The organism is Staphylococcus equorum (assembly GCF_029024965.1).
Taxonomy (GTDB): domain Bacteria; phylum Bacillota; class Bacilli; order Staphylococcales; family Staphylococcaceae; genus Staphylococcus; species Staphylococcus equorum.
Genome location: NZ_CP118982.1, coordinates 2,075,644 through 2,091,868 on the forward strand (window position 1 = coordinate 2,075,644; position 16,225 = coordinate 2,091,868).

Here is a 16,225-nt window from a genome sequence, read left to right on the forward strand (position 1 = left end):
TACCTTGAAGAGAGCCATTTATACTTATGTTCCCGCCTTTTTGAGTGGAGTTACATACTTATATTGTTTATTTTACTGTATCTCTTTCTAGCACAGGCTTTAAGTATTGTCCTGTATAACTTTCTTTTACTTCTGCAATTTGTTCTGGCGTACCGGTAGCTACAAGCGTACCGCCCCCATCGCCACCTTCTGGACCTAAGTCAATAATATGATCTGCCATTTTAATAACATCTAAGTTATGCTCAATAATAACCACAGTATCACCATTTTCCACTAGTTTATTGAGTACTTTTAATAATCGACCAATATCATCAACATGTAAACCAGTCGTTGGTTCATCAAGAATATAGATGGAGCGACCCGTAGAACGTTTATGCAATTCAGATGCGAGTTTAACACGTTGTGCTTCCCCACCAGAAAGTGTTGTTGCTTGTTGTCCGAGTGTAACGTATCCTAGTCCAACATCAACTAATGTTTTCAATTTACGATGAATTTTTGGTACTTTTTCAAAGAAATTAGTCGCTTCTTCAGCTGTCATTGCTAAAATATCTGCAATGTTTTTACCTTTATACGTGACTTCTAGCGTTTCTCTATTGTATCTAGAACCACCACAAATTTCACACGGTACATACACATCTGGTAAGAAATGCATTTCAATTTTTATAATACCGTCACCTCTACAAGCTTCACAACGACCGCCTTTCACATTAAAGCTAAAACGGCCTTTAGTATATCCTCTTACTTTAGATTCGTTTGTTTGCGCGAAGATATCCCTAATATTATCGAATACCCCTGTATAAGTTGCTGGATTTGATCTCGGTGTTCTTCCAATAGGTGATTGATCAATATCGATTATACGTTCAAGTTCTTCTATTCCTTGAATTTCGTCACAATCACCTGGTTTTACTTTTGATTTATTAATGTGTTTTGCTAATGATTTATACAGCACTTCATTAACTAACGTACTCTTACCTGAACCAGAAACACCTGTAACTACTGTCATTGTTGATAATGGAAAATCTACGTCGATATCTTTTAAGTTATTACTTCTTGCGCCTTTAACACTGACTTTACGATCAGTTATTTCACGGCGTTCCTCAGGTACTTCTATCAGCTTTTTCCCGCTTAAATATTGACCAGTGAGTGATTTTTTCTGATTCATTACTTGTTTAGGTGTACCACTCGCGACAATTTCGCCACCATGTTCACCTGCACCTGGGCCTACATCAACCAAATAATCAGCCGCACGCATTGTATCTTCATCGTGTTCTACAACGATCAAAGTATTACCTAAGTCACGCATTTCTTTTAATGTACTTATAAGTCGATCATTATCTCTTTGGTGAAGTCCGATAGAAGGCTCATCTAACACGTAAAGTACACCTGACAGTCTAGAACCAATTTGTGTAGCAAGGCGAATTCGCTGCGCTTCCCCACCTGATAATGATCCTGATGCACGATTGAGTGTTAAATATTCTAAACCAACGTTGTATAAAAATTCTAAACGTGAGTTAATTTCCTTTAATATTTGATCTGCAATTTTTCTATCTTGATCTGACAATTCAATATGTTCATACATATGCAAAGCATCTTTAATTGAATGTTCAACAACTTCACCAATATTCTGACCAGAAACATATACAGATAACGCTTCACGGCTTAAACGTTTACCATTACAAGTTTCACAAGGTAGCTCAGTCATATATTTACTCATCATCTCTCTAACAAGTTCAGATGGTGAGTCATGATAACGACGATTAATATTATTAATCACACCTTCAAATTCCATTGTTCGTTTACGTGTTTGACCATTGCGTTGTTTAAAAGTGAACTCAATTTCTTTACCTTTAGAACCGTTTAAAATGATATCTTGTTGTCTATCTGTTAATTTTTTAAATGGTTTATCCATATTAATTTTATATACTTCACAAACACGATTTAATAATGTTGGATAAAAATCAGAACTTGAAGATTCCCAAGCTATGATTGCACCTTCATTTAAAGTTTTGTTTGTATCAGGAACCACTAAATCTAAATCTACTTTCAATTTCAATCCTAAACCATCACATGTTGGACATGCACCAAAGGGGCTGTTAAAACTGAACATACGAGGTTCTAGTTCACCAATTGAAAAACCACATATCGGACAAGCATGGTTTTCCGAGAATTTTAATTCTTCTCCCCCAATTATATCAACGATTAATGTACCTTCAGCAAGTCTAATCGCAGTTTCTATAGAATCAGCAAGACGTCCTTCAATACCTGCTTTAACCACCAAGCGATCTATTACGACTTCGATAGTATGATTTTTATTTTTATCTAAATTTGGCACTTCGTTTACATCCATAATTTCACCATCAACACGTACACGTACATAGCCTTTTTTGCTAATGTCGTCTATGAGTTTTTCTTGTGCACCTTTTCTATGAGAAACCACAGGAGCCAATAGTTGGATTTTAGAACGCTCTTCAAGTTGCATCACTTGGTCTACCATTTGTTGTACAGTTTGCGATTCTATTTCAATACCATGATTGGGGCAAAATGGTTTGCCTATACGTGCGTAGAGCAACCGTATATAGTCATATATTTCAGTTACTGTCGCTACAGTTGATCTTGGATTTTTACTTGTAGTCTTTTGGTCAATTGATATCGCAGGTGATAAACCTTCAATCGTATCAACATCTGGTTTATCCATTTGACCTAAAAATTGTCTTGCATAAGCACTTAATGACTCTACATATCTACGCTGACCCTCAGCATATATTGTATCAAAGGCAAGTGAAGATTTTCCTGATCCAGACAGTCCCGTCATCACGATGAGTTTATCTTTCGGTATTTCAATATCTACACCTTTTAAATTATGGGCACGAGCCCCTTTTACTACAATGGATGGTTGTTTCATATTTGTCACCCTTCTGCTTTTAATTCAAACAACATATCTCTAAGCTCTGTTGCTTTTTCGAAATCTAAATCTTTAGCTGCTTGTTTCATTTCTTTTTCTATATTTGCGATTGTTTTTTCGCGTTCTTTTTTCGTCATTTTCTTAGGTACTTCAGTTTGTTGTTGTTCATTTGTTTCATCATTTTCGACAGTTGCACTAATAACATCATGAATTTTCTTATTAATCGTAGTAGGCGTAATATTATGTTTTTCGTTATATGCTTTTTGAATTGTACGACGTCGCTCTGTCTCATCAATGGCATAACGCATGGAATCTGTAATCTTGTCACCGTACATAATAACTTCACCGCGACTATTACGTGCTGCACGTCCACTTGTTTGAACAAGTGATCTATGTGAACGTAAGAAACCTTCTTTATCAGCATCAAGAATAACAACAAGAGATACTTCTGGTATATCGATACCCTCTCTTAATAAGTTAATTCCAACAATGACATCATAAGTTCCCATACGTAAATCACGAATAATTTCTATACGCTCCAATGTTTTAATTTCTGAATGTAGGTAATTGACCTTAACGCCAGCTTCTTTTAAATAAGTAGTTAAATCTTCACTCATTTTTTTAGTTAATGTTGTAACTAGCACACGTTCATTACGTTCAATGCGCTCATGGATTTCACTTATTAAATCGTCAATTTGATTTTCCGTTGGTCGCACTTCAATCTCAGGATCTAATAGACCTGTTGGACGAATAATTTGTTGTACCATTTCATCTGTATGTTCTAACTCAAATGGACCAGGTGTAGCAGATACATAAACGAGTTGATTGGTTTTTTCTTCGAATTCTTCAAATTTTAAAGGTCTATTATCCAAAGCGCTCGGCAAACGGAAACCATGATCTACAAGTACTTGTTTACGTGCACGGTCTCCATTATACATACCCCTAATTTGAGGTAATGTCACATGTGATTCATCAACCATTACAAGCCAATCATCGCCAAAATAATCTAATAACGTATATGGCGTTGAACCCATTGGTCTTAGTGTTAAATGCACAGAGTAGTTTTCAATACCAGAACAGAAGCCCATTTCTCGCATCATTTCTAAATCATAATTCGTACGTTGTTCTAGTCGTTGTGCCTCTAATAATTTATTTTCTGAGCGTAATTCTGTTAAGCGTTCTTCTAGTTCATTTTCAATTCTTTGTATTGCAGATTTCATTTTCTCTTCACGTGTTACGAAGTGGGATGCTGGAAAAATCACAAAGTGATCACGCTCTCTTAAAACTTCACCCGTTAAATAATTTACTTCACGGATACGATCAATTTCATCACCAAAAAATTCTACACGAATACACATTTCTTCTCTCGAAGCAGGGAAAATTTCAACTACATCTCCCCTTACACGAAATGTACCACGTCTAAAATCAATATCATTTCTCGAATATTGAACGTCTACTAATTTTTTTAAAAGTTCACTTCTGTCCATTTCCATACCAGCGCGAACACTGACTACTAAATCTCGATATTCTTCTGGATTACCTAAACCATATATACAACTGACACTCGCAATAATAATGACATCGTCTCTTTCAAAAAGTGAACTTGTCGCTGAATGTCGTAATTGGTCAATTTCATCATTTATTGAAGCATCTTTTTCAATAAATGTATCAGTTGATGGCACATATGCCTCTGGTTGATAGTAATCATAATAACTAACAAAGTATTCTACTCTATTTTCTGGAAAGAATTCTTTAAACTCACTATATAATTGACCTGCTAATGTCTTATTGTGGGCGATAATGAGTGTGGGTTTGCCTACTTGTTTAATAACATTACTCATCGTAAAGGTTTTACCTGTACCTGTCGCACCGAGTAAGGTTTGATGACGTTTGCCCTCATTAACGCCTTCAACTATTTTCTTTATCGCATCTGGTTGATCACCCTGAGGTGTAAAATCAGATTGTAATTTAAATTGATGATGTTCCATAGTGACACATGCCTCCTATATAATTTCTAACGATACGAACATACCTGATGTGTCTATGTTTAAAATGTATATACTACTGTTGCTGTGTGTCTGCATCAAGTTTGCAGATTCATATTCTCGTTACATATTTTAACAGATTTACAAACGAAAAAGCAAACATTTGTTCGCTTTTATCTTGCTATATATAAAGAAAAACAAACATAGTTCTGTCACCATGTTTGCCTAAGTTGTATTTGTTTATTCTAAAATAAACTATATTGTTGAAGTTATACAATTATAAAATGCATATTTAACTATAGCAATTAAGTTGCTTAACATTTATTACTCAGTCATCTTCTTTTTTATGAAATTCTAATTGATCGATAATAAGGTAACCAGCCAGCAACGAGGCAACATCTATAAAAATGATCCATTCATTATGAAAAAAACCTTTTTGAACGGATGCACCAATTATAATTAATGTTAAAATCGTTCCTACCCATTTACTTCGTGTTAGCACGCTGAAAAATACCACGAAAATACATGGAAAAAAGGATGCGAGCACATACCAAATCATTCACTTCACCCATTCCTATTATTTAAAATAGCCATTGTTGTTTCACGTAATTCTGATCTTGGGATGAATTTTTCCGTTAACATTTCTGGAATAATATTATCTATAAAATCTTGTACCGAACTTAGATGATCAAATTGCATAATCGTTTCTAAGGACATCTCATATATTTCAAAAAATAGTTGTTCGGGGTTACGCTTTTGTATTTCTCCAAATGTTTCATATAATAAATCTATTTTGTCAGCTACAGAAAGTATCTGACCTTCTAATGAGTCATCTTTACCTTCTTGAAGTCTTTCTCGATATATATCTTGATAGGCTTCTGGAATTTCTTCATTTATAAAATGATCTACCATTTCTTCCTCTACTTGTGAGAAGAGTTTTTTTAATTCGCCACTTGCGTATTTAACTGGTGTTTTAATATCACCCGTAAAAATTTCAGCAAAATCATGGTTTAACGCCTTTTCATATAAACTTTTCCAATCTACTTCATTACCATGGTATTCCTCTACTGTAGCCAAATATTGGGCAATTTTTGTCACCTTAAATGAATGCGCAGCGACATTATGCTCAAAGTATTTAAATTTTCCCGGTAATCTAATTAATTTTTCTAAATCAGACAAGCGTTTAAAATATTGATGTACTCCCATGACATCGCCTCCTAGTTTGTTTAATGAATGATTATACTTAATTTTATAATATCATTCAACAATCAAAATGTCTTATCAATGTAATTGAATTTAACTAATTCAATTTATGGGGTGTCTAGTACATAAACTTATATCTCAGCCTCCGTTGTTATTTTGACAGTAATTGGCTGGGCATATACTACGAAATATTATTAGAAAAATTATATTTCTCTCCCATTACCTTATTAATGATATTATTTAAATACATTGAGCTCTAAACATAGAACCACTCCAAAACATGCAGGAGTGGTTCTATGATGTACCATTTATTATACTCAGCAAAACTTACCTCTAATATAATCTCACTATTAAGCACCTTTTCTTTAGGTATTCAGATGATATTGTAGGTATATACCAATTTATGATTTGCTAATGAATATAATTATATTGACCAATGTTGTGAATCGTTCTATAAGATTTTTGTCCTACACCTTGCCAATTCATTTCTGATACTACAATTGAGCCATCTGGGTTTTTACGTTCTACAACACCTACATGGCCATAGTTACCGGCATTACTTTGGATAATCGCACCCACTTCAGGTGTATGGTTAACTTTGTAGCCACTATTACTAGCTGCTGAAGCCCAATTATTCGCATTACCCCAAAGGTTACCTACTGATTTTCCTAATTGTTGACGGCGATCAAATGCATAATATGTGCATTGTCCCCAACTATAATAATTACTACCATTTGAAGCGACTTGTGTTGGTTTATATTGACTAGAATACATTTGTTTACTTTCATTTTGATTATTTGCTGCTTCTTTTTCCACGTAATTCCAAGTATGTTGTGTCGTTGGTACAAGGTTATTTGATGTTACTGGAACATCATTACCTTCTCTTGTTTCATTCTGTACTTGTTGTTCGTTAAAAATACTATGAAGCTGGTTATTTAAATGTGCTGAACCCTTTTCAGATACTGCCACTAATTGGCCTGGGTAAATAACTTCACCTAGATTTGGGTTTAACTGATAAATTTGTTCTAAATTAAGTTGATATTTTTCAGCAATATTTAAAACTGTATCTCCTTGTTTTATTTCTACTATATCTTTGTCTGGAAGTACTAATTGTTCTCCTGCTTGTACAGTTACTCTTTCATTCAATTGATTTAATGACTGAATTTCATTTGTTGTTGTGGCAAATGCATGCGCTATATCAGATAATTTAGCATCTTCTTTTACTGTGTGAATTTGGTCTGCTGATGCAATACCATTAAAACCAAAAAACAATGCTGCCGATGTTACAGAAAATGTTAATCCTTTCTTCATTACATGTTCAACCCTTTACTGTCTTAAATTTTAATCAATCATAATATAGCATAAAACATTTCGTCTTTTGCGGTTGTTATTATACTGTAATGTAATAGACAATTGATACTTAATATGGGTCAATTCAATTAGCTTAAATAGCGCTTAAAACATTGATATTACAACCTTATAGAGGCTATATACATACATCATCCAAATCTAACGTGTAATATTTAAAATTGCATTTTACATGCTTTTATTCATTCTTAAAAAAACAAAAAATCTCGTCACTAGTTTAAATACTAACGACGAGATTTCTAATTTTCATTTGCTTAACTTTCTGAATGATCCATTTGACTACGTAAGTATGCTTCTATAAATGGACTTATATCTCCGTCCATAACTGCATCTACCTTACCTGATTCTTCATTTGTTCTATGATCTTTAACCATTGCATAAGGATGAAAAACATAAGATCTTATTTGACTTCCCCAGCCAATTTCTTTTTGCTCGCCACGAATTTCTGCCATTTCTTGCTCTTGTTCCTCAATTTTTAATTGATATAACTTAGCTTTCAATGTTTTCATTGCAGCTTCTCTGTTCTTAATTTGAGAGCGCTCATTTTGGTTGTTTACTACAATGCCTGTAGGTTGATGGGTAATTCTAATTGCTGATTCTGTTTTATTAATATGTTGACCACCTGCACCAGACGCTCTAAATGTATCAACATTAATATCATCTGGATTGATATCAATTTCAATTTCTGTATTATTGAATTGCGGTATAACATCACAAGAAGCGAATGACGTATGTCTACGTCCTGACGAATCAAACGGTGAAATGCGGACAAGTCGATGCACGCCTTTTTCAGCTTTCAAATAACCGTAGGCATTATGACCTTTAACAATTAGTGTAACGCTTTTAACGCCCGCTTCATCACCAGGTAGGTAATCTGCAATCTCAACTTTAAACCCTTTTTGTTCACAATACCGTTGATACATTCTTAAAAGCATATTTGTCCAATCTTGCGATTCTGTACCGCCTGCGCCAGGATGTAGTTCCATAATGGCATCGTTCGCATCATATGGACCATCAAGTAATAATTGTAGTTCAAACTTATCTAAATTTGCTTTAAAATCTATTACGTTCTGTTCCAAATCTGACTTCATATCATCATCGTCATCGTCTAATAATAGTTCTCTTGTTGTTTCCATGTCTTCTATTTCAGATTCTAATCCTCGATATGCATTTACAATCGTTTTTAAAGCATTATTCTTATCAATAATTTCCTGTGCTTTATCTTGATCATCCCAAAAAGTAGGATCAGCCATCATTTCTTCGTATTCTTGAATATTTGTCTCTTTTTCTTCTAAGTCAAAGAGACCCCCTAAGTTGCTCTAATTTTTCATTATAATAATCTATATTACGTTTAATTTCTGATAGTTCCATCACTGCATCTCTCCTGTTATCGTACGATTGAAATACTACTATTAAATTATGTCATTTTATTCAATATATCTATTCTACAAAAGTTTGCAGTTTAATTACAACTCTGCCGCTATTTTTATTTATCAAAACAAGTTAATTTTAATTTTGATAAATAAAAACCGGAAGTTGATATATGCTTTATCAAGGCTTCCGGTTTTATTTAAAATCATTTTCAAATTATGCACCATGGCAGTTTTTATATTTTTTTCCACTACCGCAAGGGCAAGGATCGTTTCTACCGATATGTTCATCTTTAACATAAGGCGATGCTTTAGCCTTTTCTTTACCATCTTCTGCAGATACGTGTTCAGCTTTACCGAAATCTGTTGCTTTATCACGTTCTAAGTCATCTTCAACGGTAACTACTGATTTCAAGATATATTTGCTGACATCTTCTTCGATGTTTTGCATCATTGTATCGAAAAGTTGGTGTCCTTCGTTTTGATAATCACGTAATGGATTTTGTTGACCATAAGAACGCAAGTGGATACCTTGACGTAATTGATCCATTGTATCTATATGGTCTGTCCAATGTAAATCGATTGAACGAAGTAAAATCATACGCTCGAATTCATCAAATTGCGTACCAATTTTCTCTTTTTGATCTTTTAAAGCGACTTCAACTTTCGACCAAACAATATCAATGATATCCTCTTGATCCTTACCTTTGATATCTTCTAGTTTTAAGTCACCTTCATTTAAGAATACATCATCAATATAGTTGATAAATGGCTCATAATCTAAATCTTCTTCATCTTCATTTATATAATAGTGAACGCTTCTATCTAATGTAGAATGGAGCATTTCATTTACTAAATCTCCGCTTTCATCATTATCAATAATACGGTTACGTTCACCATAGATAATATCACGTTGTTTACGTAATACATCGTCATATTCAAGTACACGTTTACGCGCATCAAAGTTATTACCTTCTACACGTTTTTGAGCAGATTCAACAGCACGTGACACCATTTTAGATTCTATCGGTGTAGAATCATCCATACCTAAACGATTCATCATACTTTGTAAACGTTCCGAACCAAAACGTACCATTAAATCATCCTGTAGTGATAAGTAAAAGCGACTGTCCCCTTTATCACCTTGTCGTCCAGCACGACCACGTAATTGGTCATCAATACGACGAGATTCATGTCGCTCTGTACCGATTACTGCAAGGCCGCCAATTTCTTCAACACCTGCGCCCAGTTTAATATCTGTACCTCTACCTGCCATGTTCGTAGCGATAGTAACCGCTCCACGTTGACCTGCATTAGCAACTATATCTGCTTCACGTTCATGATTTTTAGCGTTTAAAATGTCATGACGTACGCCATGTTTTTTCAATAAATTAGAAATATATTCACTGGTTTCAACTGCAACTGTACCCAATAGTACAGGTTGACCTAGTTTATGTTTTTCAATAACATCATCAACAACTGCATCAAATTTACCTTTTTGACTAATGTATATTAAGTCTGGTTTGTCCACACGTTGTATCGGTTTGTTAGTAGGAATTTGAGTTACAGTCATATTATAAATGTTTCTGAACTCTTCTTCTTCAGTTTTAGCTGTTCCTGTCATACCAGAAAGTTTGTTGTACATTCTGAAATAGTTTTGGAATGTAATAGAGGCCATTGTTTTAGATTCGTTTTGAATCTTCACGCCTTCTTTCGCTTCTATGGCTTGGTGTAAGCCTTCTGAAAAGCGACGTCCTGGCATTGTACGACCAGTAAATTGGTCAACAATTAAGACTTCACCATTATTCACCATGTAATCCACATCTCTTTGCAATGTTACATGTGCACGTAACGCAGTATTAATATGGCTAATAATATCCACATTATTCACATCATATAGATTATCAATCTTAAACATGCGTTCTGCTTTATCAATACCTTGCTCTGTTAATTGAACAGCTTTTGTTTTCTCATCGTAATTATAGTCGTCTTCATTTTTAAGCATTTTAGCAAAGACATTTGCTTGTGTATAAAGCGAAGTCGATTTCTCAGCTTCACCTGAAATGATCAGTGGCGTACGTGCTTCATCAATTAAAATTGAGTCAACTTCATCAATGATAGCAAAGTTTAAAGGTCTCATAACACGTTCTTCTGCATAGTTCACCATATTATCACGTAAATAATCGAATCCTAACTCATTATTCGTACTATACGTAATATCACTTGCGTATGCTTCTCGCTTCTCAGTTGTTGTCATACTATTGATGTTTAATCCTACAGATAACCCAAGAAATTCATATAGTTCTGCCATTTCTTCGCTTTGCGTACTAGATAAATATTCGTTTACTGTAATAACATGCACACCACGACCTAACAATGCGTTTAAATAAACTGGCATTGTAGCAGTTAACGTTTTACCTTCACCTGTTCTCATCTCAGAAATGTCGCCACCATGAATTGCAATACCACCCATAACCTGAACTTTATATGGAATCATATTGAACACACGTTTTGAACCTTCTCTTACGAGCGCAAAGGCTTCCGGTAAAATATCATCGAGCATTTTAAATTGTTTTTTTATATCTTCTTCTGCTTGTAATTGTTTTTGAAATGCTTTTGTTTTCTCCCTAATTTCTTCATCAGTTAATATCGACGTATCCTCTTCTAACGCAAGGACTTTGTCGGCTAATTTACCAAGGCGTTTTATTTCTTTTTTATTGCCATCTGCAATCTTTGATAAAAAACCCATTTTGTTCGCTCCTTTAGCTTTTTAACTCTTTGCTTACAACAATTTATGATATCATTTATAAGCTTAAATTTACACTTATTAACTTTCCATTTAAACAGTTTTCTCGCTTGTTAATGCTATTTTTTATTTATTAATAGTTTTCGTTTTTTATTTTATCTCTTATCCAATAAAAATATACACAAGATCTTACCTAACTTTCAAATTATTTCATAGTAACACAACAAAAAATGAGCGTCCATGATTTAACTCAATCATGAACGCTACGGTTAGTTTAATATTGGACTTAATTAAAACAAATTATTCAGTTGTTTCAATCAAACCATATTTTCCATCTCTTCTTTTATAAACAATACTCGTACCATCAGTTTCACGATCTGTGAAAATAAAGAAATCATGTCCTAATAAATCCATTTGTAATACTGCTTCTTCTGAATCCATAGGTTTCAAACTGAAATTTTTTGAACGAATAATTTCGATATCACTTTCATTGTCATCATTTTGAATTTCTTCTGCTTCACTTTCTTGTGGTAATGATGCAAATGCTTCTTGTTCTCCACGATTTCGATTTTTACGATTTACACGCGTTTTGTATTTTCTAACTTGTCTTTCAAGTTTACCGTTAATTAAATCAATACCAGCGTATAAATCATCGTGGCGTTCTTCAGCTCTTAAAGTAACGTTTTTCAATGGAATAGTTACTTCGATTTTTGCTGCCGAATTTTGATACGTTTTTACTTTAACGTGTGCGATTGCATTTGGCACATCGTTAAAATATCTTTCTAATTTACCAATTTTCTCCTCAATATAGTTGCGAATCGCATCAGTAATAGTGAGGTTCTCCCCGTGAATTTCAAATCTGATCATAATAATCGACTCCTTTAAAACCTCTATATTGGTAATATTGCTTACTCTTATAATACCACGTTTCTCCTACCGTGCAAACGTAAACACATCGAATTTTCTGATTTTTCTAACAAACAGCAACTCTGCGGCATTATGAACTGTTAATCCTGTAGTGTAAATGTCATCTACAAGTAAAATATTTTTATTTTCTAAATCTATATTTTTTACGATTTCAAATGGATTTTTTGATTGCGCGCGTAATTGTTTTCCTAAAAGTGATTGCTTTGGACGGACCCGTGTATATAGTAAAGGTTCATAATTCACACCCATTTCATCTAACACGGCCAGCACGGGATTAAACGTTCGCTCCTTATCTCTAACTAACGGTGACGGTATAGGTACAATGTAATCATATGATATTTTAGGGAACTGAAGCTGTGTTGCTAATATTTCACAAATTGCGACATCTTTCTTGAATTTATATTGATGAATAAGCGTCTTTAACATACCTTTATATTGGTATTGGCAATATAACTGATTCATTAAGTTATATTTTGTTGCTAAAAATAAACAGTCTAAGCAATTCTTCTCATTTTCGTCTAATTTCTTTAAACATCTGACACAGCGATTGAGGTGTTTAATATTGATATCATCCCATTGTTCTATGCATGATTCACATAATTTAGATGCTTTTTTATAAAATGTAAAAGCATTAAACGCTTCAGAAAAAGTATGATGACATTGAATACATCTAGCCATCTAACCATCCCCTGTTATGCGCTAATGCGTTCATTTTCTTAATGTCTTTTCGTGCTTTAAGCATGTCCATCGTAATTCCCTCATGTAAATATAATACTAATCCTGATGGTGCCTCTAATTTACGACCCACTCTTCCAGCAATTTGAACAAGTGCACTGCTTTCAAACATATGACTATTGAGCACAATAACGTCTAAGTTTGCCATAGTAAATCCTCTTTCTAAAATTGTAGTGGTAAACATAACTTTATATTCACCTTTTCTTAAAGCGCTCACTTTTTCAAAACGAAGTACATCCTCACTATGCACATAGGTCAATGAAGTTATTTCTGTTTTATAACAATGATACATTTGTTTCATATGCTGTATGTCATTAAAAAACACGAGCGTATATCTATCTGCTTCAATTTGTTGTTTCAATAGTTTCATTAGAAAGCGTTGTATTTTGTGAAATTTTATTTTGTGATATTTAAACTGAGGGACTGGCAAAGGTTGCCTATGAAAACGGGCGGGTAGCGTTATTATAGACCCTTCTTTCATTTTTCTAAGTAATTTAGTTGGCGGTGTTGCAGTCATATAAATGTGGCCATGATGTTCTTTTGAAGCATGTGTTATGACATCAAAGAGTATTGGATCCATTGATAATGGAAATGCATCAACTTCATCTACAATAATCAAGTCAAAGTGATGTTTAAATCGATATAATTGATGCACCGTAGCAATCACAAAGTGTCCATTATGACATTGTCTCTGACCTTGATAGAGTACATCTATTGCTTCATCTCTAAAAGCTGCTTTAATACGCAAACTCACTTCTATAACAACATCAACTCTGGGCGATACAACCGCAACATTATAGCCTTTTCTTCTCGCAAAGCTAATACCTTCAAAAATCATTTCTGTCTTACCTGCGCCTGTCACAGCATATAATAAAATAGACGTTAAATTTTTAACCGCTTCTAAAATTTTAATTGAAGCAAAACGTTGTTGTTCTGACAATTTAAATGGTAAATGATATATCCCTTGGGACATATTTACATTTGTTTCAGTAATATATACTTCATTAATATTATCCATTCTGCCCAAATTGATACAATTTCTACAATACACAACTTCTTTATCTAATAATGTTGAAAAGTATTTGTAAAAATGACGTTTCTCTTGTGTATGACACTGTATACAATACCAACACCCTTTTTTGTTTATCACACCAAGAGAAATATGTCTGATTTTCTCATTTGATAACATATTTTTTTCGATGATTAATTTTCCATAATGTTTTATTTCAAATAACCTCCAATAAAAAAAGACATGCATACCATTCTTGGCACAACATGTCTTTAAACGAGTTAATATTTATGATAAACGTATGTTTCTCCCTGTAAATCCTAGTCCCATACCACCAGAACCTAAGTGCGCTGCAATAACAGGTCCTAACTTAGATCGGTGAAGATTATATTGTGGATATTTTTCGTGTAATTCCTTTTCCATCCAATCTGCATCTTCTGGTTTATCTCCCTCAATAATATATAATGTTACTCCATCATAATCTTTCACTTGAGCGGTAACTTTATTAATTATTTCATTGAGTGCACGTTTTTTAGTACGGACTTTTGCTTCTGGTACAATTTTGCCGTCATCAAATGTTAAAACAGGTTTCATTTTCAACATTGTACCTACCCATGCTTGCGCTCCGGTGATACGACCACTTTTCTGTAGATTTTTCAAATCATCTACCATTAAGATTGCACCAGTCACTTCACGCATAGCTTCAAGCTCTTTAATAATATCTTGGGGCTCATATCCTTGTTCTATCATTTCAACTGCAAGTAGTACATAACCACCTTCTACCATCGCGGCTAATTTTGAATCAAATGTATGCACATTGATTCCTTCCACCATTTTTCCTGCTTGCGTAGCTGTTTGATAACTGCCACTAATTCCAGATGATATAAAAACAGATATGACATCTGTATAACCTTCCTCTCGGAGTTCTTTAAAATGTTTTATAAACTCTCCAATGGCAGGTTGACTTGTCGTAGGAATTGTATTTGAAGTTTCCATTCTTTTATAAAATGCTTCCGTTGATATTGTTGCATTTTCCACAAAGTTTTCACCGTTATCGAAAGTTACGCTTAGCGGCGCAATTCTTATATTATATTTTTCTATTAGTGTTTGAGATAGATAGCTCGTTGAATCTGTCAAGACAGCAATCTTCATCTTAATCCTCCTCAATTATACTCACAACTATGATACCCTATTTTAAGTAAAAAGAAAATTTATTTTTGTATTTAATCTATAATACAATACAGTGTATAATATGTGTAATTAATGAATTTTTAAAACATACATAAATGATTGTCTGACTATACAAAGATGAGGTGACGATAAATGGATGATGCAATAATCACAGTTAAACAAGAACATACAATTGAAAATATAATCAGTAAATCACGTTTTATAGCGCACATTAAACCTGTTGAATCTGAAGATGCAGCTAAAGCTTTTATCGACGCAGTGAAATCTGAACACCGAGAAGCAACTCATAATTGTTCAGCATATACGATTGGAGACCAAATGAATATCCAAAAAGCATACGACGATGGCGAACCAAGTGGCACAGCGGGAGTTCCTATGCTCGATATTTTAAAGAAATTAGAGATACATAATGCTGCCGTGGTTGTTACACGCTACTTTGGTGGTATTAAATTAGGCGGTGGCGGATTAATACGTGCGTATAGTGGTGCAGTACGAGATGTAATTTATGATATTGGTAGAGTAGCTATGCGTCCTGCTATACCTACAACGGTTACCATTACTTATGATTTAACGGGTAAGTTTGAATATGAACTCGCGAGCACACCTTACTTATTACGTGAAACAAATTACACCGATAAAGTAAGTTATCACATTGATGTTGTTAAAACAGACTACGATCAATTTATAGATTTTTTAAATCGTAACACTTCAGGGAATAACGATTTAATAGAAAATGAAGTGGTACGCTTACCTTTCGATATTCCTACTTCCTAATCTTAAAATCCAAAT

At 33.9% G+C, this 16,225-nt stretch carries 12 protein-coding genes; 1 reads left to right on the plus strand and 11 read right to left on the minus strand.

Annotated elements, in window-relative coordinates; genetic code table 11:
* Positions 1–67: 67 nt before the first annotated feature.
* The 11 genes from uvrA to fakB1 all read right to left on the minus strand — a co-directional run bounded on the left by uvrA (position 68) and on the right by fakB1 (position 15,397).
* Positions 68–2,902, minus strand: coding sequence for an excinuclease ABC subunit UvrA (uvrA, locus tag PYW44_RS10095; RefSeq protein WP_021339457.1), 2,835 nt, complete (start codon positions 2,900–2,902; stop codon positions 68–70).
* 5 nt (positions 2,903–2,907) lie between these two features.
* Entirely contained in the window at positions 2,908–4,890 is a 1,983-nt protein-coding gene (uvrB, locus tag PYW44_RS10100) for an excinuclease ABC subunit UvrB (protein ID WP_002512104.1), read from the minus strand.
* 325 nt (positions 4,891–5,215) lie between these two features.
* Positions 5,216–5,446 carry a CsbA family protein gene (locus PYW44_RS10105; RefSeq protein WP_002508273.1) on the minus strand — a complete coding sequence of 77 codons (231 nt, stop codon included), beginning with the start codon at positions 5,444–5,446 and terminating at the stop codon, positions 5,216–5,218.
* A gap of 5 nt (positions 5,447–5,451) precedes the next feature.
* Positions 5,452–6,093 (minus strand): YfbR-like 5'-deoxynucleotidase, encoded by a 642-nt coding sequence (locus tag PYW44_RS10110; RefSeq protein ID WP_002508274.1) that lies wholly within the window; start codon positions 6,091–6,093, stop codon positions 5,452–5,454.
* A gap of 408 nt (positions 6,094–6,501) precedes the next feature.
* The gene (locus tag PYW44_RS10115) at positions 6,502–7,401 is read right to left on the minus strand and encodes a COG3942 and LysM peptidoglycan-binding domain-containing protein (protein WP_065367354.1); all 900 of its coding nucleotides are present in this window, start codon (positions 7,399–7,401) and stop codon (positions 6,502–6,504) included.
* 311 nt (positions 7,402–7,712) lie between these two features.
* A protein-coding gene (gene prfB, locus PYW44_RS10120; RefSeq protein ID WP_102134914.1) for a peptide chain release factor 2 occupies positions 7,713–8,829 on the minus strand; the annotation gives its coding sequence in 2 pieces (ribosomal slippage) (positions 7,713–8,756 and positions 8,758–8,829; 1,116 coding nt in all).
* Positions 8,830–9,045: 216 nt separating this feature from the next.
* Positions 9,046–11,577, minus strand: coding sequence for a preprotein translocase subunit SecA (gene secA, locus PYW44_RS10125; protein ID WP_021339454.1), 2,532 nt, complete (start codon positions 11,575–11,577; stop codon positions 9,046–9,048).
* 297 nt (positions 11,578–11,874) lie between these two features.
* On the minus strand, positions 11,875–12,441 hold the full coding sequence (gene hpf / locus PYW44_RS10130; protein WP_002508278.1) for a ribosome hibernation-promoting factor, HPF/YfiA family: 567 nt from the start codon (positions 12,439–12,441) through the stop codon (positions 11,875–11,877).
* A gap of 66 nt (positions 12,442–12,507) precedes the next feature.
* Positions 12,508–13,179 carry a ComF family protein gene (locus tag PYW44_RS10135; RefSeq protein ID WP_021339453.1) on the minus strand — a complete coding sequence of 224 codons (672 nt, stop codon included), beginning with the start codon at positions 13,177–13,179 and terminating at the stop codon, positions 12,508–12,510.
* Positions 13,172–14,494, minus strand: a complete 1,323-nt coding sequence (locus PYW44_RS10140) for a DEAD/DEAH box helicase family protein (protein ID WP_069828148.1) — start codon at positions 14,492–14,494, stop codon at positions 13,172–13,174. Before PYW44_RS10140 ends, PYW44_RS10135 begins: the two co-directional genes overlap by 8 nt.
* A gap of 39 nt (positions 14,495–14,533) precedes the next feature.
* On the minus strand, positions 14,534–15,397 hold the full coding sequence (fakB1, locus tag PYW44_RS10145) for a fatty acid kinase binding subunit FakB1 (RefSeq protein ID WP_002508281.1): 864 nt from the start codon (positions 15,395–15,397) through the stop codon (positions 14,534–14,536).
* Positions 15,398–15,568: 171 nt separating this feature from the next.
* Here fakB1 and PYW44_RS10150 point away from each other — a divergent pair, with 171 nt between their 5' ends.
* On the plus strand, positions 15,569–16,210 hold the full coding sequence (locus tag PYW44_RS10150; RefSeq protein WP_069828149.1) for a YigZ family protein: 642 nt from the start codon (positions 15,569–15,571) through the stop codon (positions 16,208–16,210).
* Positions 16,211–16,225: the final 15 nt, after the last annotated feature.